General features: G+C 56.1%; 14 protein-coding genes. 5 read left to right on the plus strand and 9 right to left on the minus strand.

From position 1 onward, the window contains the following. Positions 1-8: 8 nt before the first annotated feature. From VIN76_RS04975 to ispG, 3 genes are all read right to left on the minus strand, one after another. Positions 9-1010: an LLM class flavin-dependent oxidoreductase gene (locus VIN76_RS04975; protein ID WP_332040716.1), complete on the minus strand. Its 1002-nt coding sequence runs from the start codon at positions 1008-1010 to the stop codon at positions 9-11. A gap of 2 nt (positions 1011-1012) precedes the next feature. After that, complete coding sequence (gene gspN, locus VIN76_RS04980; RefSeq protein ID WP_332040717.1) at positions 1013-1750, minus strand: type II secretion system protein N; 738 nt, start codon at positions 1748-1750, stop codon at positions 1013-1015. 78 nt (positions 1751-1828) lie between these two features. Beyond that, the gene (gene ispG / locus VIN76_RS04985; protein ID WP_332040718.1) at positions 1829-2977 is read right to left on the minus strand and encodes a flavodoxin-dependent (E)-4-hydroxy-3-methylbut-2-enyl-diphosphate synthase; all 1149 of its coding nucleotides are present in this window, start codon (positions 2975-2977) and stop codon (positions 1829-1831) included. Positions 2978-3063: 86 nt separating this feature from the next. On the opposite strand from ispG, the gene VIN76_RS04990 reads away from it, so the two are divergent. From VIN76_RS04990 to VIN76_RS05000, 3 genes are all read left to right on the plus strand, one after another. After that, positions 3064-4110 carry an isoaspartyl peptidase/L-asparaginase gene (locus tag VIN76_RS04990; protein ID WP_332040719.1) on the plus strand — a complete coding sequence of 349 codons (1047 nt, stop codon included), beginning with the start codon at positions 3064-3066 and terminating at the stop codon, positions 4108-4110. A gap of 215 nt (positions 4111-4325) precedes the next feature. Further along, complete coding sequence (locus VIN76_RS04995; protein ID WP_332040720.1) at positions 4326-4916, plus strand: hypothetical protein; 591 nt, start codon at positions 4326-4328, stop codon at positions 4914-4916. A 123-nt stretch (positions 4917-5039) separates the two neighbouring features. Then, complete coding sequence (locus tag VIN76_RS05000) at positions 5040-5435, plus strand: glycine zipper 2TM domain-containing protein (protein ID WP_332040721.1); 396 nt, start codon at positions 5040-5042, stop codon at positions 5433-5435. Positions 5436-5604: 169 nt separating this feature from the next. Here the strand turns inward: VIN76_RS05000 and VIN76_RS05005 are convergent, their stop codons facing one another. Then, complete coding sequence (locus VIN76_RS05005; protein ID WP_332040722.1) at positions 5605-5727, minus strand: hypothetical protein; 123 nt, start codon at positions 5725-5727, stop codon at positions 5605-5607. A 265-nt stretch (positions 5728-5992) separates the two neighbouring features. Here VIN76_RS05005 and VIN76_RS05010 point away from each other — a divergent pair, with 265 nt between their 5' ends. Next, positions 5993-6229 (plus strand): hypothetical protein, encoded by a 237-nt coding sequence (locus VIN76_RS05010; RefSeq protein ID WP_332040723.1) that lies wholly within the window; start codon positions 5993-5995, stop codon positions 6227-6229. 30 nt (positions 6230-6259) lie between these two features. Here the strand turns inward: VIN76_RS05010 and VIN76_RS05015 are convergent, their stop codons facing one another. Next, positions 6260-7036 carry an SDR family NAD(P)-dependent oxidoreductase gene (locus VIN76_RS05015; RefSeq protein ID WP_332040724.1) on the minus strand — a complete coding sequence of 259 codons (777 nt, stop codon included), beginning with the start codon at positions 7034-7036 and terminating at the stop codon, positions 6260-6262. Between the two features lie 260 nt (positions 7037-7296). Between VIN76_RS05015 and VIN76_RS05020 the strand changes: the two genes are divergently transcribed. Next, entirely contained in the window at positions 7297-7692 is a 396-nt protein-coding gene (locus VIN76_RS05020; protein ID WP_332040725.1) for a glycine zipper 2TM domain-containing protein, read from the plus strand. Between the two features lie 101 nt (positions 7693-7793). Here the strand turns inward: VIN76_RS05020 and VIN76_RS05025 are convergent, their stop codons facing one another. The 4 genes from VIN76_RS05025 to VIN76_RS05040 are packed head-to-tail and all read right to left on the minus strand — an operon-like array spanning position 7794 to position 17434. Continuing rightward, positions 7794-11912 (minus strand): hypothetical protein, encoded by a 4119-nt coding sequence (locus VIN76_RS05025; protein ID WP_414696282.1) that lies wholly within the window; start codon positions 11910-11912, stop codon positions 7794-7796. A 37-nt stretch (positions 11913-11949) separates the two neighbouring features. After that, positions 11950-14046, minus strand: coding sequence for a hypothetical protein (locus tag VIN76_RS05030; protein WP_414696283.1), 2097 nt, complete (start codon positions 14044-14046; stop codon positions 11950-11952). Positions 14047-14051: 5 nt separating this feature from the next. Then, entirely contained in the window at positions 14052-16046 is a 1995-nt protein-coding gene (locus VIN76_RS05035; protein WP_332040726.1) for a heme-binding protein, read from the minus strand. Then, positions 16046-17434, minus strand: coding sequence for a multiheme c-type cytochrome (locus tag VIN76_RS05040; RefSeq protein ID WP_332040727.1), 1389 nt, complete (start codon positions 17432-17434; stop codon positions 16046-16048). Before VIN76_RS05040 ends, VIN76_RS05035 begins: the two co-directional genes overlap by 1 nt. Between the last annotated feature and the right edge of the window lie 204 nt (positions 17435-17638).

Below are 17638 nucleotides of genomic sequence, written 5' to 3' on the forward strand. Positions count from 1 at the left end.
GGCAGGCATCAGGCGGAGAGCGAATCCCGTACTTCGGCAGCAAGCGTGTAGGATTTCAACCGCGCTTCATGGTCGAAGATAGAGCAGGAGATTATCAGCTCATCCGCCTGCGTGCGCTCCAGAAACGCCTCTACACTGCTGCGAACGGTATTCTTGGTGCCAATCGCGCTGGCTTGCAGGGTTTGCGCCAGCATCCCTTGCGCTGCGGGCGGAAGGCTTTCGCGATAGCCTTCTATCGGTGGTGGCAATTTTCCGGGATTGCCGGTGCGTAGAGCGACAAAGCTCTGCATCATCGAGGATGCAAGACGCTCTGCTTCGGCATCGCTGTCGGCGGCAAATATATTATAGCCGCAGATCACATAAGGCTCCGCCAGATGCTCCGACGGTTTGAACTCGCGGCGGTAAATGGCGAGCGCCTCATCCAGCGCCTGCGGAGCGAAATGCGAGGCAAAGGCATAAGGCAGGCCGAGAGCGGCGGCAAGCTGCGCCCCGAACAGGCTGCTGCCGAGGATATAGAGCGGGACGTTTGATCCAGCGCCGGGCGTTGCCTGAATGCGCAGCCGCTCGTCCCCGGACAGATAGGCTTGCAGCTCCAGAACATCGCGCGGAAATTCATTGGCGTCCGTGTTCAGATTGCGCCGCAGCGCCTGTGCAACAATCTGGTCCGATCCGGGCGCGCGGCCCAGCCCCAGGTCAACACGGCCGGGGAACAGCGCTTCCAGAGTGCCGAACTGCTCGGCAATTACCAGCGGCGCGTGGTTCGGCAACATGATCCCGCCTGCGCCGATCCGGATGGTTTTCGTGCCGCCGCCGATATGGGCCAGCGCCACCGCTGTTGCTGCGCTGGCAATGCCGACCATGCCGTGATGTTCGGCCATCCAGAAACGTTCATAGCCCAGCGCCTCCGCATGCTGCGCCAGGTCGAGGGAGCGATCGAGCGCGGTCCTTACATCCGATCCTTCCGGCACTTGCGACAGGTCAAGAATGGAAAATTTCACCGATTTGCTCATAGCTACCTCATTTGTTCCAACTGACCCGACACCGTAATGGCATAGCCGCCCGGTAATTGCTGAAAACCCATTGTCGGGAGCAGCAATGTCCAGGCGCGTTCATTCCCATTTAGGAACAATCGTGCAGTATAAAAGCCATTGCCTTCAATTTTCAGGGTTAATTCTTCCATACCCGACCCGCTGGTGAGCGGCAGGACGAGCAAGCCGTCATCGCATTTGGCATTGCCGAGCAAGCCCTGTTTCAGATCCAGCCCCGGAATATTGGCGTCGAGCGAGAGCCGCACCCTGCCACTTGCCGACTGGCAGCGGCCGCGCGAGAACAGGGTGCTGAAATCATCCAGCGTGATATTGGTGACGGGCAGGGGGGCAAGCGCTTGCCCTACGCCAAGGACGGTGGTGGCATTTTCGACCATCATGTCGCCGCCCTGTTTGCCAATGGCCGCGCTCAAACCGCTGTCTCCCGCAGATGCCGGACGATCCAGATCCATCGTGATGTTGCCGGTGAGCAGGGGAAAGAACCGGACGCTCGCATTCAGGTCACCCAGCGCAAACGGCCCCATGTGCGCCTGCTCGATCCGCCCGTTCCAGATCGTGCCGGTAATATCCCGCGCGGAAAACCGCGAATACTCAAGCCCCGCCATGCTTACCGCGAGTTTCAGCGGCATGAAGGCGAGCGCCAATATTATCAGCCCAAGAATGCCCAGCACATAGATTAAAACACGCGATCCCCGCTTTTTCATTATAATTTATTCATCCTGACATGGCTTATTTGGGTCCTGATACAGGTTCAGGATGACGAAAGAGTAGGGGATGAAAAACTATTCCGCCGCTTCCACCTGCTGTGCGGCGGCTTCTGTTGCTGCCTCGATTTCGGCGGCTTTGTCTTCCACCAGCTTGACGATATGATCGACCATATCGCTGTCGGAGACATGGTGGTCGGTGACGCCGGACAGGTAAACCATGTGCTTGCCCGCGCCGCCGCCGGTGATGCCGATGTCGGTTTCGCGCGCTTCGCCCGGCCCGTTGACGACGCAGCCAAGGACGGAAAGCGACAGCGGCGTGCGAATATGTTGCAGCCGCTCTTCCAGTGTCTGCACCGTGCGGATAACGTCAAAGCCCTGACGCGCGCAGCTGGGGCAGCTTACCACGCGAACGCCCCGCGTCCGCAAGCCCAATGCCTTTAGCATTTCATAGCCGACACGCACTTCTTCTTCCGGCTCGGCGGACAGGCTGACGCGGATCGTGTCGCCAATTCCCGACCACAGCAAATTGCCCATGCCGATGGAGCTTTTGACCGTTCCGCCAATCAAACCGCCCGCCTCTGTAATGCCGAGGTGCAGCGGGCAATCCACTGTCTCGGCAAGCTGTGCATAGGCCGCAACGGCAAGGAAAACGTCAGACGCCTTCACCGCTACCTTATATTCGTGAAAATCATGGTCCTGCAAAATCTTGATATGGTCGAGCGCGCTTTCGACCAACGCCTCCGGACAAGGCTCTCCATATTTTTCGAGCAGGTCCTTTTCTAGGCTACCGGCATTCACCCCGATGCGGATAGCGCAGCCATTGGCCTTGGCGGCGTCAACGACTTCCTTGACCCGCTGAGCGCTGCCAATATTACCCGGATTGATGCGCAGGCAGGCCGCACCTGCTTCTGCCGCTTCTATGCCGCGTTTATAATGGAAATGGATATCCGCGACGATGGGCACGTTACTGGCGCGGACAATTTGCTTGAGCGCCGCGGTGCTTTCCACATCGGGACAGGACACGCGGATAATATCGACGCCCGCCTCTTCACAGCGGCGGATCTGGTCGATTGTCGCCTTGGCATCGCTGGTCAGCGTGTTGGTCATCGTCTGCACCGTGATCGGCGCATCGCCCCCGACCGGCACGTCACCGACCATGATCTGGCGGCTTTTGCGGCGGTCAATATCGCGCCACGGGCGAAGGGAAGGGCTATTGGCAGTCATAATTTGCTCTTGTCAGAAGGGCTCTCTTGCTCGACATATATGCCCTTCGCCCCCAAAAGGTAAGCGCGAAGTGGGAGAGAATTGCAATGTTCCGTTTTTTGATGCGTTTAACCGGTCTAGCCGCCCTGCTTTGCGCACCGGCTTCTATCGCCCGGGCAGAGAGCGCGCCATCAGAAAATCCACGCTGGTCAATCGCCATCCATGGCGGAGCGGGAACCATCGAACGCACCGCCATCACGCCGCAGCAGGATACCGAAATACGCGCGGCCCTGTCCGCAGCACTGGAAGCCGGATCAAAAGTCCTGAAAGACGGCGGCACAGCCACCGATGCGATTGTTGCCGTCATCACCTTTCTGGAAGATAACCATAATTTCAACGCTGGCAAAGGCGCTGTCTTCACGTGGGACAAGACGAATGAGCTGGACAGCAGCATCATGGACGGCAGCGATCTGTCCGCCGGAGCGGTTGCAGGTGTCACCGCGACAAAGAACCCGATATTGCTTGCCCGCGCGGTCAAGGACAACAGCCCGCATGTCATGCTGTCCGGCAAAGGGGCGGACCAGTTTAGCCGCGAACAGGGGTTGGAACAGGTTGATCCGGATTATTTCGCGACTCCATACCGGTTGAAACAGATAGAGGATTTGCTGGCCGAAAAGGTCAGCGCCAAAGATGTCGATTATAAATTCGGCACGGTTGGCGCGGTGGCGATGGACAGCAAGGGCAATATGGCGGCTGGCACATCGACCGGCGGGATGACCGGAAAAAGATGGGGCCGGATTGGCGACAGCCCGGTGATTGGCGCAGGCACCTATGCCGACAACCGAAGCTGCGCGATCTCCGCCACCGGGTCGGGGGAATATTTCATCCGGCTGGCCGTTGCCCATGAAATCTGCACACGGATAAAGGTGCGCGTCAGTGACATGGAAGGCGAAGCGGGCCTTTCACAGGCGGACGTGCAAAAAATCGCCGATGACGTAATCGCGGAACTGGGCGAACTGGGCGGAACCGGCGGTGTAATCTATGCAACACCATGGGGGCAGGCCGGCTACAGCTTCAACACCCCCGGAATGTACCGCGCCCGCGCGACCAGCGACGGCGAACAAAGCGTTTCGATTTATGGGGACGAGGGGTAGGGTTTATCCATCATCTGATGGGGATACTATATTGCATTGCGTGCATTCGTTTCCGCAATGACCTAGAGCCAGCCCCTAATTCCTAACTGCAGAAAAGCAAGGCCTGCGGAATTGGCCGCTATTGTGAAGTCTGACGTCTTGACGCTGGGGCAAATCCCTTCATTGTATGGTTATCGGGCAATTAAGGGGCAGTTTTTGATGATAAGTGGCCGCATATGATGGCAAAGGCAGTTCGTTTCGCAACTCTGGCTGCGACTGCGCTGGCCATGGGGCACGCGCCGCTGTTCGCGCAGGTGGATGCGTCATCCAAATCTTCGCCTGTAGCGGCTGAGGAGGCCGTCAAGCCGGTCCTCCCGTCGCGTGTGGATTATCCCGACGCGGGACAGGCGTTCGGCATGGGTTGGCATTATAATGGCGATGTCACTGCTCCTGTTCTTTCGTTCATGTCGCCGCAAACCGATAACCGGTTCTGGACAATGGCTTGCAAAAGGCAGGCGGATGGAACCGTCCGGATCTCCAACATGATAGCCGCGGCGCCAAAGGAACTGGTTGCGGGGGACCGGTTCGGCTTTACGGTCAGGATTGATGATGGCCGGTCCATCGGTGTGCTGGCGCGAATGATGCCGACCGGCGACGCGGACAAGAAAAGCTACATGCCGCAATTTTACTTGCCCGGATCGCATGATCTGCTCACGGCGATGGCGCAGGGGGAGCGCGCTTTTGTCAATCTGAACGGGCATAAGTTCAGCGTGCATTTGAACGGCTCGGGCGAAGCGCTGAAAAACTTTTTGAATGCCTGTCAATAAGCTGTCATTTGTCGCACATATATAACAGTCTGACGACATTGGAAAAAACTGAATGAAGCCGTTGGGCGGCGTTCATATTCCCCATGATAATCCTGTCCATCGGAACAAAGACAGGAGTAAAAAATGCGAAAAATGTTGATGAGTCTCGCTGCGGCTACTTTAATGATACCGGCTGCACCCGCGCTGGCTGGGCCGCCTGATCATGCTCCGGCACACGGTTTTTATAAGGCCAAATATAAGGGCAAGCATAAGCATAGACACAGATATGATGACCGCGGCCGCTATTATGAGCCGCGCCGTCTGTCGCGCAATGACCGGATCTGGCGCGGACGGGATGGACGTTATCATTGCAAGCGGGATAATGGCACGACCGGCCTGATTATCGGCGGCGCTGTTGGCGCTCTGTTAGGGCGCGAGCTGGACGGCGGTAGAGACCGGCTTGTAGGCACATTGCTTGGCGGTGCGGGCGGCGCATTGCTGGGCCGTGAAATTGACCGCGGCGGATTGCGCTGCCGTTAAGCGCTTATACCTTATGACGGCCTGAATCTCTTTATAGATCAGGCCATGGATCAGGCTTTATGGAATATGAAATCTGGCCCCGGCTTTCGCGAGGGCCAGATTTTTTTTGGCCAGAGATGAGATAATGAGACGAGGCGTTGAGAACAGATGACGGGTTCGAATTGCGGGATCAGGCTATCAGCGAAGCGGCATTTTGAGCAGCGGGGCCAACGCTCATGCTGATCATGACGGCGGCGGAAAGCAATGCTGCGAAAGCGGCGGTAAGCTGGTTCTGAAGTTTTGTGTTAGACATTTTAAGTTCCTTTAAGTTCGTGACTGGTTAATTTGGCTCATTCTTGATTGTTCAAGCGATGATGTCTGTATCATTGCATAGAGCGTGCCAGTTTTTATATTCATTATAAATCAAAGGCTTATGCTATTTCTGCTCTGGGCGCTATATTGGTGGACGCCGCTAAATGGTGAAAATTACCAAATATTGGTTTTCATGAAGCACATATGAATGGGCTGCAGCCGCGTGCCACTACATAATGTTAAGAAAGCTTCGCTAAGCTCGGCCCATGTTCGGACCTCGCCTTAGCCGTATCTTTGCCAGTCGCAATAATGCGCTGTGGTGGTCAGCGATGGTGCTGGTGACCGCTTATTGTGTTGCCGCAGAGCCGCCGACCGTAACGGCGGTCGGCGCGAATGATGAAGACGCGGCGCAGGAAGAGGGGCAGGGCCACGCCGGTAAACAGGCTGACCCGTGGGCAGACATGAAGGCCGCTGCCCGAAAACGGGATCAGCTTTTACCCTGAACCCGCATTGCGCCTGATCAATATTGCGATTCAATATTGCGATGTTCCGCCGTCAACGCTTAACGCCGCGCCGGTAATTCCACCACCCTCATCGGATGCGAGCAGCAGGGCCATGGCGGCAACTTCTTCGGCTGTGTTGGGGCGCTTGAGTGCGCTTTCCTGGGCAAACATGTCGATCATCTCATCGAAAGTCATGCCCAATCCCTTGGCTGTTTCCGGGCCATTATTGCGGATTATGTCCGTTATTACCAGCCCCGGACAGATGGCATTAACCGTGATGCCCATAGGGCCGACTTCCTGTGCGACAGATTTGGTCATACCAATGATGCCGTGTTTCGCGATGGTATAGGGCGCAAAAGTGGCCTTGCCCATTTTGCCTTCGGTCGAGCTCATATTGATGATGCGTCCGGATTTTTGCGCGATCATCGTTTGCAATGCCCGGCGGGTTGCCCAGAATGTCGAATAGATATTCCACTTCATCGTTTCGTCAAAAACCTCGTCGCTAAGCTCGGCAAGCGGCGCAAGACCCCCGGCGCCGCCCGCATTGTTGACGAGAATGTCGATCGTTCCAAATGTCTCGACCGTTTTATCTATGAAACCCTCGACAGATGCCTGTTCCATGACATCCCCGGCGACAAAGATGGCGCGGGAGCTAACATCAAGCTCGTCCAGAACCTGCGCGCCTTTTTCCGGGTTGCGCGACATAAGCGCGACTTTCGCGCCCTCTGCAAGAAAGGCTTCGGCAATAGCGCGCCCTATGCCTGCGGTGCCGCCGGTGATTGCAGCGGTTTTGCCTTTGAGTTTCATGATCTTCTCCGATTTTTCTCATGCCTAGCTATCCGCAGAAGATAATCGCGACAATCATTCAAAAGATTAGTAGGCTCAACAAAAATACCATATCTATCTGTAATATAAAGGAAAAATACATTTAGTTCATAAAAATACATTTAAACATGAACATAACATAAAATCGATATTCAGCTACGGGACAAGCGGGGGTGTCTAGAACGATTCATGTAGGGCATTAAACGAGTCGGATCGCGCCAGATCCTTTTGGAGTAGAAGCTATGATTAACAAGGTTTTAGGAACACTTGCCGTTACCACCGCTGCCATCGCATCGATGTCCTTTGCGACACCTGCTGAAGCGCGTAGCGGCGGCTATTATAACGGATATGATGGCGGCTATTACCAACAGGTTCGTGATGATCGCCGCAATTATCGGCGCGGTGACTATTATCGGGGTGATCGCTATGACCGCCGGGATCGCCGTGATTCTCGCCGTTATAATAATGACCGTCGCTATCGTGGATGTGACCGCGGCACGGGCGGCACCATAATCGGTGCCATTGCCGGTGGTTTGCTTGGCAACGAAGTGGCTGGCCGCGGTGACAAGACCGTGGGAACCATCATCGGCGGTGCAGCCGGCGCGCTGGCTGGCCGGGCTATTGACCGCGACTGTTAAAGCCTGATCCTATAGATATTAAAGAAAAGCCCTCCGCATTTTGTTCCTGAATGCGGGGGGCTTTTTGTTTCTTGCGCCCTGCCAACGAGAGGGCGAACTTGTTACCGCCGCGCCAGCAAAGGCGGGACCGGGCCAATCCAGTCCGACAGGTTCGCTTCGTCTTTCACGAAATAGGGCTTGCCCTTGCTGTTCAGGTAAAAGCGCTGCATCTCGCTGCGGGTAAAGGGCCGGGAGCCGAGCCTTCCGAACACCGCTATCTGGCCGCCGGTTTCATCGACAGCACGATCACGGTCCAGCCCCTTGGACAGGGCGAGGGCCGGTTTCGGCGTGCGGGCAAAGGCGATCAATTCCGGCATCGGCGGCGGTGAGAAGCCGTAAAAATTGGGCTGGCTGCTGGGTGAGGTCAACTGAATGACTTTCAACCCGTTGCGGCCATCCGCCACATAAGCGAACAGGCTGGCATTGGTTGTCCCGACAATCACATCTTCGGCATCGTTCATCTGGCCGCCGAATGTTTCCTTGCGATAGATTACAGGTGCTTCGGGGTTGGTAATATTGGCGATGACCAGCCCTTCTTCCTTGGCCGCGATATAGGCATAGGTTCGTGCCAGATAGAGCCGCCGGGCGTTGTTCAGCGGGATGGTGCCGGACGGAACCGCAACCGGTTTTTCCATATCCGTGACATCGAACAATTTCACCCCTTGCGCATCCGTCACCCACAGATAGCGGAATTGCAATGCCGAAGCGCGCGCATCATCCAGCGGCAGAGTGACTACATGCTGCGGTTTCAGCGGGTCATCGAGGTCGATAACGACCAAGCCGCTTGTCGCCGTGATATAGGCATAATGCCCGGCCAGCGTGATATGTCTCGCCCCATCCAATAGGCCGCCAGCGTTCCAGGTTACGGCGCGCTTGAAGAAATTATTGCGGAACTCGCCATCGGCCAGCGTGTTGATATCGACCAGGATCAGGCCTTCTTCGCTGTCCGTGATCACCGCGTAATTATAGATCGGGTGGAACGTCTGTTCCTGATTAATCTCCCGCATTTCCGCTGTATTGCGTTCGGGTGCAATCGGTTGATTGGTCGCAAGCGCCATGCAGGTGGCATTTTTTGTTTTCACATGCGTGTCATGGCCAAGCGAGGAGAAGGGGGCTTTGACGATGCGTTCGGAAAAGCCCTTGTTACCGATGGACGCCACGTCATAGGCACGGAAGCCGCCTTTGCCCTCTGCGACAAACATATATTCGCCGCGCAACTGTAAACAGCGGACGCTGTCACTTGTGCCCTGAACGACATTGGCAAATTCTTCGAGCGCCTTGGTTTCACCGGAGAGGTTCTTGTCCAGCCGCTTGCCGCGGACCCAGTTGATTAACTCACGGCCATTATCCTCGACATGCATCCGCCAGTAATCGGGATAGGCATATTTTTGCAGATAGGAGCCGATAACGGCCTGCGGTTCATCCCATTCCGTGACGCGCACCGCTTCAAAGCCCTTGTCCAGTCCGACCCAGGCATGAAGGCCGACAAAGTTCACGAAATTCGTGCCCTGTAACAATAATTGCGACATGATCGCGTTATTGTCATTGGCTTCGCTCAGGTGGCAATCGGAGCATTGCTTTGTTTCGGATTTACGAACCGTATGCGGGAAGTGCGGCGCAAATGCCTGACTGGAAAACCCGATTGCCGAGATGGGCGGTTGCTGCACATAGATGCGTTCGCGGTTGATGTTGGTCGAGGACAATATCAGGGCCGAGCTGGAGCGAACCGGCGCAATCACATTGCCCTTGGTCGTTTGGTGTTTGCCAAGCTGGAACATCTGGTCGCGGGCAACCTGCGGGTTGTAAGTCGCAAAGTTACGCGTCGTTCCGCCGTCATATTTATGGCTTTCGGCTTGCCAGTTGGCCTCGATCGGCAAGTGACAACCGCCGCAACTGGTGGTCCAGCTCAGGTGGCAGGTGAAACAGACCATGTTGTCGTCACTATGCGCGCGGTCAGCAGCGGCGACACCGCTACCAAAACTATATTTCCCCGTCTCCGACCCGCTTTTCGACATGAGCTTTGCGCGTGCCGCTTTCAGGTTGAAGTCAGGATGGGATCGATCAACAGAATCTTTGACCAGACTAACCCGCCAGCTTAGCTTTGGATCAACGATAGAGCGCTGAATCAACACGCGCTTGCCGTTTTCATCCTGCATCCATTCAAAGCGGCGCTGTCCATCGGCATTACGCAAAAGGCTGAGATTATTGCCCTTGGGCCGCGCGGCAACATTGGATGTCAACAGGGTCGGATAAGCATCCGCAGTGCCGTGGCAGTCTTTACAACCAATCTCGACGGCATTGGCAACCTCGCCATAAATCAGGCCATTGCCGTGACTGTCCTGCCCGAAATGGCAATCGGCGCATTGCATACCGACCTCGGCATGGATGCTCATCATATGCACAGTCTTGCCGGGGTTAGTGCCGGGTTCGACAAATTTTTCTTCCCCTTCGCGGCGGAATTTTTCCGGATCGTCATTATCGACGATATTGCCATCCTCATCGAGCAGATTGCCTTCGCGGTCCCTTTTCAGGATAGCGCGAAAGTTCCATCCATGGCCGTGATAATCGGCAAATTGGGTGTCTTTGGCTTTGCTGTTGACGTCATAGACATTGCGCAGGAAATCGAGGTCGGCCCAAAGCCCCTTGGGAGAAGCGGCCTCCGGATTGCGGTCCAGCACCTTACGCACTTCCTCGGCGGTCGGGTATTTCTGCTGCTTATAGATTTTTTGATATTCTTCGTCGCTCATCCCTTCCGGCTTGGGCGTTACATTATCCGGTCCCGGCCACATGAGCGGAGCATCGGATTCATAATCCCACATGGTGTAACCAAGGAAGCTGTTCAGGAAGATGTTGGGCTGATGCATGTGACAGTTCATGCACTGCGCGGTGGGAATTGCGCGGGTGAACGCATGCTGGATCGGGTGACCTTTTTCACGGTCCTCTGGGGCTGTTTCGCCGCCGGAAATATCCGCATGCTCATCCGCATGTCCGTCCTCTTTACCGTGGGCAGCATCATATGTGCCATAGCTGCCGAAACGAACCTGGCCCTTTTTCAGGTTGCGGATCGTCGGGTCTTTGGTTTGTGTCTGACCATCGCGGCCATATTTGGCCCAGGTCAGGCTATGCCGTGGTTCGCGGTCATTGGCATAGACGACATGGCAACTGGCACAGCCGGACTGGCGATAATCACCGGGCTGGTCATTGGTGCCCATGAACCATGTGAACGGGTCGTTTAACCGGGTTTTATGGATGTTGAGTATAGGAATAGCGACGCGCAGGCCCGTGCCGGGGCCACGGTTGGATTGTTTCAGGTCGGGGCGTCCTGGCTCTTCCAGCCTTTGGATAATGCCGCCAATATTGGGCAGGCCGATTTCCGGAAACTGCGTGTTGATATTGCGCCCGCCCCGTTCAAACACACGGAATATATCGCCCGGCGGTACAGTATGCCAAGTGGGCAGGGGATAAAGAATCGGGAGAGCGCCGCGTTTCTTTTGTTCTTCGGTCACGCTACCATGCGGATTTCCGGGGGACTTGATCGTTGCCGGCAATCCGTCGCGCGTATAGGCCTCGCCAAAGAGGTAATTTTTAAACGGCACGATACCGTTATTATAAGCGCCGCCGCCCCATAGCATGGCACCGGTTGCCATTAACGAACGCTCGGACGCCTCGATAATCTCCATATGGCACGCGCCGCAGGATTCACGCGCAACGCGGTAATCGGACGGGTTAACGAAACGGACAAATTCCGGTGATTCCTTGTTCAGCAGCGTATAGCTCTGCTTGGGATTGGCCGAAGAGGGCCAGTGCCAGCTTTCGGGATATTTGGGCAGGACGTGCGCATTTTTGAGCGCATACATATATTGCGGGCTGTTTCTGCCCCATCCATTGTCACCCGTAACGCTGGCGTCACCGCCATGACAATCGACACAGCCCAGCACCACGGCGGGACTTGCGTGCATGGTTTTCTGATCGCTGTCGGTATGACAGGAAACGCAGCCCGTGCTTTTGGCATCTGCGGCATCCCATGTCTGGTTCTGGGGAGCAGGGGGCGTAAAGCGATAGTCAATTTTCTGGGGCTTTTCTTTGCCTGCAGCATGGGCATCGGGCGAACCGAAAACCAGCAATAGCGCCGCAAAGAACAGCGCAGCCGTGCTCTGAGCCAGCCTCGGCATATTCGGCATATATGTGGCCAATGTAATATGGTGGAAATACTGCATATCAGAAAGCCAATATCGCGTTGAAAAGTATGGAATAATGGAAATCGCGCTTGTCGGTCTTGTCAAACAAATCCTTAAATCCCTTTCCGGGGAGCAGGGCAGCGCCAGACAGACGGAAAACAATGTTCTGCGAGGCTTTGGGACGGTAAATTGCCGCAGTGGATAGATCCCATCCTATATCATTGGGAATACTACCCTCCACGCGCAGCTCCTCCAGGCTTTCTGTCTTGTGAAACCACAAATGATTGGCATTTGCCGATAACCGGAGCTGGGGCGTCAGATCGGCATCGACGCCGGCACCGGCCAAAATCGTGCCGGGATTGTTGAAATTGCTTTGGCCCTGTTCTTTGGAGGAGCGCAACGAATTGAGAATACCGTTGCGGCCATTCAGACCGATCACGCGCCCGCCACCGGCAAAGGGAATGGTCTGCCTGATCCAATAGCTGGTATCCGCCCCCGCAAATATGGGGTTTTCAAAAATCGCGTCAAAACCGGCTTCGGTATTATTATAAGGATTGCCGTCCCCGCTGGCGAGCAGGCCCGACGCCCGGAAACGCAGGAAATCAACATCATAGCTTGCCTCTGCGGCGGCAAAATAGGCGGCAATCTTTGCGGGTTCGCTGGTGAAAATGCTGTTGCGGTCTTCACCGAAAGCGCCGTAAACCTGTCCCGTGAGGTTGATGCGCCCGATCCGGCCATCCACGGCATAACCCGGATACACCACATCATAAGAGCGGCCCCGCAAATTACCGATCAGGGCAGGGCGAACCGGAAAGCCGTTATCGTCAATCTCGACATCGTTTTTCTCGCGGTTCATGTTGTATGTAACGCTGAACTGGCTGGTCAGGCCGACAAACGGCAGGTCCTGACGATAGAGATTGGCAAAGAAGATATAACTGTCACGCGGCGTCTGGGTAATGTCGTTCAGGCCGCTATTGGTGTCTTTCTCCAACTGCACAAACGCGCCGAGATTATATTGCACGCGGTTATTGTCGCGCGTCCCGAACAGGCGAAAGCCAAGCTGGTTATCCTGAAACAGGAAACCGCGAAAATCGGCTTGCATCGGCTGGATACCGATCCGGAAACTGTCAAAGTCATGGCGGGCGGAAGTGTTGCGGATATGATAGTCAAAAAACGCTTCCTGCACGCCGATAAAATAATCTGTCCGGCGCGACTTTTTGGAAGGTTCGACAAACAGCACCCGGCGTTCCGGTACATTGACATGGTTGATCTGCGTTGCCAGCGTGACCCGGTATTCGACATCCGGCGGTTTATAGGCAGTGGAACCTTTTATCAGGGCAAAGCCGGTTATGAAGGTCTGTGCATAAACTTCTGATCCGGAACGACCGAAGACATTGATGTTACCGGGACGTTCGGTTGTTTGCACACCCACGGGAATGGGAAAGCTGCGCGGCTCGATAACCGTGTCGGAAATCGCATTGACGACAAAGAACCAGTCATCGCCTTTCAGGAAGGATGGTTTCTTGTCCGCCGGAATCGGCAAATCGCCCTTCAGAACATTTTGCCCATAGGGGTTCAGGGTGCTCCGGCAATTATTCCGCAGCGCGCCAAAGACCTGAAAGATAGATTGATCGCTGCCTTTTTCCGGACATAGCGACCTTAAAATACGCCACCTGTCAGGAACCGGAAATTCATCGGTCGGAAACGCTTCCGGCGGCGGTGCGCTGATCGCACCGGGGTTGTTCTGGGTGACGCGTTCGGGCAGCTCTTTGGGAACGCCGGGACGGCGGCGGCCATCAATCAGGGCTTCGTCAGCATCAATGCTCTCAAAGTCCATTTCCAGTTGCTCGGGCGCTGCTGGAGCCGGTTCGGTTTCGGCCTCGTCCTCAACATTATCCGCGCCCTCTGACGTCGGTTCGTCAATAGCGGTTACAAGAGCGGCGCTGGTTCCGGCACCCATATCCGTGAGAGCCGCATCCGTATTGCCTGCACGGATCCAGTCAAACTTCTCTCCCGCAATCAAAGCGGACAGAGAAGTTTCCATTTCTTCGGCAGACAGGTGCCGCGTCTCCATCAGCTCGGCCTGACCGGACATCACTGCCATTATCGGCAAAAAAGAAGAAACGACTGCGGACATCGGCGCTAAAGCCCCTCGCAGACATTTTGGTCGTCCGTATCAAGAAATGGTGCAAACGGGCAGTTTACATAGCGCAAACGCACATTGGCATTGCCCAGATCAACGACGATATTGTCCGCGCGCATGGCCTTGGGCGCATTGCCGATGGTGCCAAGACGAACCCCCGCATTATGCAGGCCGAGGAAGCTGATCATATCGTCCTGATCAATCCCGTCACCGGACACGCCAAGACCGCCGACCAATTGATTGCCGCGATAAATCGGAACGCTTCCGGGGAAAATCTGGATACCGTTTTCAAGCCGGTTCTGCCCCGCAGCCGCATCAGGCATATTGGTGCAGCGCATTGGTGTATCGGTTGGTGATGCCCCGGTAACAAAAGCAAGGTGCTGCCCCAGATTGGGCAGGATCAGCGCAGCCTGTAACCCCGTCGCAAAAGGGTTGAAATCCTCTATAGGGCGCGACAAGGGTCCGTTGGGGCGGCCCAGCTCGCCATCCGGAAAATAGGGACGCGACAGGTTGCCGCCGGAGCGATCGGCAAAGGCGGTCAAGCCCGTGAGCGCATTGGGATCATTCAAAAATGTCCTGACGCGCCCGACAAATGCGGCGACATCACTATCGGGATTGGCAAGCAGGTCGGATGCCGCATTACTTCCCGAAAAGAACGATGCGGTCCGCGCTTTTTGCAGCGACACATCTGTCCCGAAAATCGGCGCATCGGGGGATCGGATAATGCCGAGTATTTCGCCGTGCGTATCGACAACCGAAATCGAAACCTGCGCGCGGCTGTCCAGCGGTTGGCGGATTTGCGCCCGTGCGCGGGACATGACAATAAATGCTTCTTCCAATATTGCCCGCGTTTCGGCAGCGGTAAGCGGCGTTGTTACATCACCCCCGTCTGTTGCCGCGCGGATCGGGAAGCGGTTGGTGCCAGTGCCATCGGTCAGGACAAACGCATCGCGGTTCTTGAACTCGCCCACGGTGGACGCGCGAACACCGGAAGCCTCTGTCCCGTAGGCTGTCCCTGCGATAATAGCACCGGTTGTATAGCCCGTAACGGCGATAAGGTTGCCCGATGTGCCATTGATCGCCGCAAAATTGCTTTGAAGCGGAGAAAGGTCGCTCACCACCATATCGCTGAAACGAAGCTGTGTGCCATCAACCGAGATGCGATTGGCGGTTATCGCAGCGGGCGGGGCGAACCCCTGAATCCCCGCCAGAGCAATCGCTTCTTCATCATCGACATCGGTGTCGAGAATATTGGGATCGGAGCCATAGTCACCGTCCCCCATCACACCGATTGCGCCGACAACAACGCCGTTTTTATAAAGCGGGAGTCCGCCCGGATCGGCCGACAGGCCCAGCGGAGATCGTTTTGGTCCGATCAACGCCTGAGCGCCGGGATTGCCAAAACGCTGGTTAAAATCAGAGCATGGTAATTGGCTGAATTGCACACCGAAAAGTGGTCCGCTTTCAAGCCCTGCTGTAGTCGGTGCTGGCGGGAAATGTTCCTGAACAATCTGGCTGGCGGTGCGGCTGGAAAAGGCATTGCCCGAACTGGACAGATAAGCGCCGGTAATGGCTTTTGCGATAGCACCGGCGGCGGCGGGAAATTCTACGCCCTGCACATCGACAGTGGGGCTATTGATTGCCCCCAAAGCGGTCCGCGCGCTGGTGGTAGCGGTTGGCCGGGCGCCGTTCATCTCGAACACCGCCAGAACATTGCCGACCCGGTCTGTTACCGCGATTACCGAGGGCAGGTTGCGAGCCGTTGCCTCCCCGACCGCTTGGGCAATAATTTTTTGCACATCCGTGACGCTAAGCGATTCTTGGACGGGAGGCGTAAACGCACCGCCCGTGCCATCAATCGGTGACGGTGTGGGTGAGGGAGCCGGAGATGGCGATGGCGTGCCGCCAAAATCGTTGCTGTCACCCCCGCCGCCACAAGATGCCAGAAGGAGCGCAGCCGCAGAGATTGCAGCGGAGAAACGGAACTTTCGCATTATCGTAAAGCCCTCATGGTTCTAACCGCGCTGCCCAGCGCCCGGCGGAATTGCAGCGGTTCGTAGCTATTGGGTTCACTCACCGCCTTGTAGGCCACGTTGATTTGACCACGCAGGCTGGATGCTGCTGCCTCGCTCACCTGACCATTATTCACTAGCCCGCTCAGCAAGGTATCAATGGCCATTACTGCCTGCACACTGCCTTCATAATCGGTGAAGCGCGGGGAAATGGCCTGTCCGGCGATGGTCTCCATGATCTGGAACGTCTGCTCACGACCAAAATTGGCGCGGGAGAAGCGATCCGCCAGGACCGTGGCTGTTTGCCGCAAACGCCCTGCGGCTTCGACAGCCGGACCGCGCCCCTGCGCCATTGCGGCGTGAAATGCCTTGGACTGTGCGTTAAACTGTCCGGCCAGATCGGGCGCTGCTACGGCGATTGCGGCGCTCAGCATGATCATATTCTCGTCATTATAGGGCGGCATGCCTTCTGGAATGGGGCGGCCAGGGTTGCTTATCGATGTCGGCCGGGCTGATGCCTCGTCATAAATACGGCGATGGCAGCTATGGCAGTCATAGAAGTAAAATTCCGGAAAAATTCCCTCGGTCGCCAGTGATGGTTTCGAAAAGAGGTTCAGCGAGCGTTCCAGCGCCATTGACTGGCCCACAGCCCAGAACCGGACATTATTCGTTTTGCCTTTGCGGCGGATATAGTCGGCATCCTCGTCATGATGCTGTTGCAGCGTAGAGAACAGGTCCAGTTCAAACGCAACACGGGGATGACCCGCCGCCATGATCCGGTGGCTGACAAACTGGCCATCTTTTGCACTGCCGAAATGGCAGTCGAGACAGGCACTGGCCCGCACTTTCGGGTTATCAAGCGGGGTGAGGCCAAGCGACACATTGCGCGCATGGGTGGCACCGACGGCATAATGGGCAGACAGCCAGCCGGATGAAGCGCCATGACAGGATTCGCAGCCGACACCGTCGCTAAGTTGAAAACGCGGGCCTTTTTTCGCCGCCTGCGTGGTGTGGCAGCCCAGACATTGCTGCGAAGAGGCTGCGTCCTTTATGCCAAGGCGTTTGGCAATGGCGATGCTGCGGGGCTCGCGCAAGACGCGAAAAGCCCGGCTATGTGCGCCGCCGGGGGTGGACTCCTCTTGCCAGCGCATCAGCTCGTCCTGACGGACAATCTCGCCATCTGCTTCCTGTCGCCCGTGGCATGTGGTTCCGCCGCATGTGGCAACGCCCATATGAGTGCCACTGGCCAGATCTTGCGCGGCTTCGACAGGAGCAGGGGCGGCAACAGAAGATATGAAAAGAGCGATTCCGGCGAGCACACAACAAAATAGAGAAGCAGCCACTACGGACCAGCGGCGTTTGCCTGACAAGTTTTCCCCCATTGTCATCGTTGTGTTTTCTGGTCCGAAGACCAGCCCCCTTAATAAACTCGACGCGGCCCATTTTGTAAATTACGTCAATTGCTTCGTATTATGCGCCATTGCACCCTCAATGCAATGAAAAATATTCCGAAATATTGCGCTTTTTCTGTGACTTGCATCACCTTGCTGTTAGGATTTTCACCCTATCCGCAT

This window comes from Parasphingorhabdus sp. (assembly GCF_036568145.1).
In the GTDB taxonomy this organism is placed as follows: Bacteria; Pseudomonadota; Alphaproteobacteria; order Sphingomonadales; family Sphingomonadaceae; genus Parasphingorhabdus.

Excerpts from the sequence above, each read along its gene's own strand:
- VIN76_RS04975 (WP_332040716.1), bottom strand. The coding sequence starts at position 1,010 with ATGAGCAAATCGGTGAAATTTTCCATTCTTGACCTGTCGCAAGTGCCG.
- gspN (WP_332040717.1), bottom strand. The coding sequence starts at position 1,750 with ATGAAAAAGCGGGGATCGCGTGTTTTAATCTATGTGCTGGGCATTCTT.
- ispG (WP_332040718.1), bottom strand. The coding sequence starts at position 2,977 with ATGACTGCCAATAGCCCTTCCCTTCGCCCGTGGCGCGATATTGACCGC.
- VIN76_RS04990 (WP_332040719.1), top strand. The coding sequence starts at position 3,064 with ATGTTCCGTTTTTTGATGCGTTTAACCGGTCTAGCCGCCCTGCTTTGC.
- VIN76_RS04995 (WP_332040720.1), top strand. The coding sequence starts at position 4,326 with ATGATGGCAAAGGCAGTTCGTTTCGCAACTCTGGCTGCGACTGCGCTG.
- VIN76_RS05000 (WP_332040721.1), top strand. The coding sequence starts at position 5,040 with ATGCGAAAAATGTTGATGAGTCTCGCTGCGGCTACTTTAATGATACCG.
- VIN76_RS05005 (WP_332040722.1), bottom strand. The coding sequence starts at position 5,727 with ATGTCTAACACAAAACTTCAGAACCAGCTTACCGCCGCTTTCGCAGCA.
- VIN76_RS05010 (WP_332040723.1), top strand. The coding sequence starts at position 5,993 with ATGTTCGGACCTCGCCTTAGCCGTATCTTTGCCAGTCGCAATAATGCG.
- VIN76_RS05015 (WP_332040724.1), bottom strand. The coding sequence starts at position 7,036 with ATGAAACTCAAAGGCAAAACCGCTGCAATCACCGGCGGCACCGCAGGC.
- VIN76_RS05020 (WP_332040725.1), top strand. The coding sequence starts at position 7,297 with ATGATTAACAAGGTTTTAGGAACACTTGCCGTTACCACCGCTGCCATC.
- VIN76_RS05025 (WP_414696282.1), bottom strand. The coding sequence starts at position 11,912 with ATGCCGAATATGCCGAGGCTGGCTCAGAGCACGGCTGCGCTGTTCTTT.
- VIN76_RS05030 (WP_414696283.1), bottom strand. The coding sequence starts at position 14,046 with ATGTCCGCAGTCGTTTCTTCTTTTTTGCCGATAATGGCAGTGATGTCC.
- VIN76_RS05035 (WP_332040726.1), bottom strand. The coding sequence starts at position 16,046 with ATGCGAAAGTTCCGTTTCTCCGCTGCAATCTCTGCGGCTGCGCTCCTT.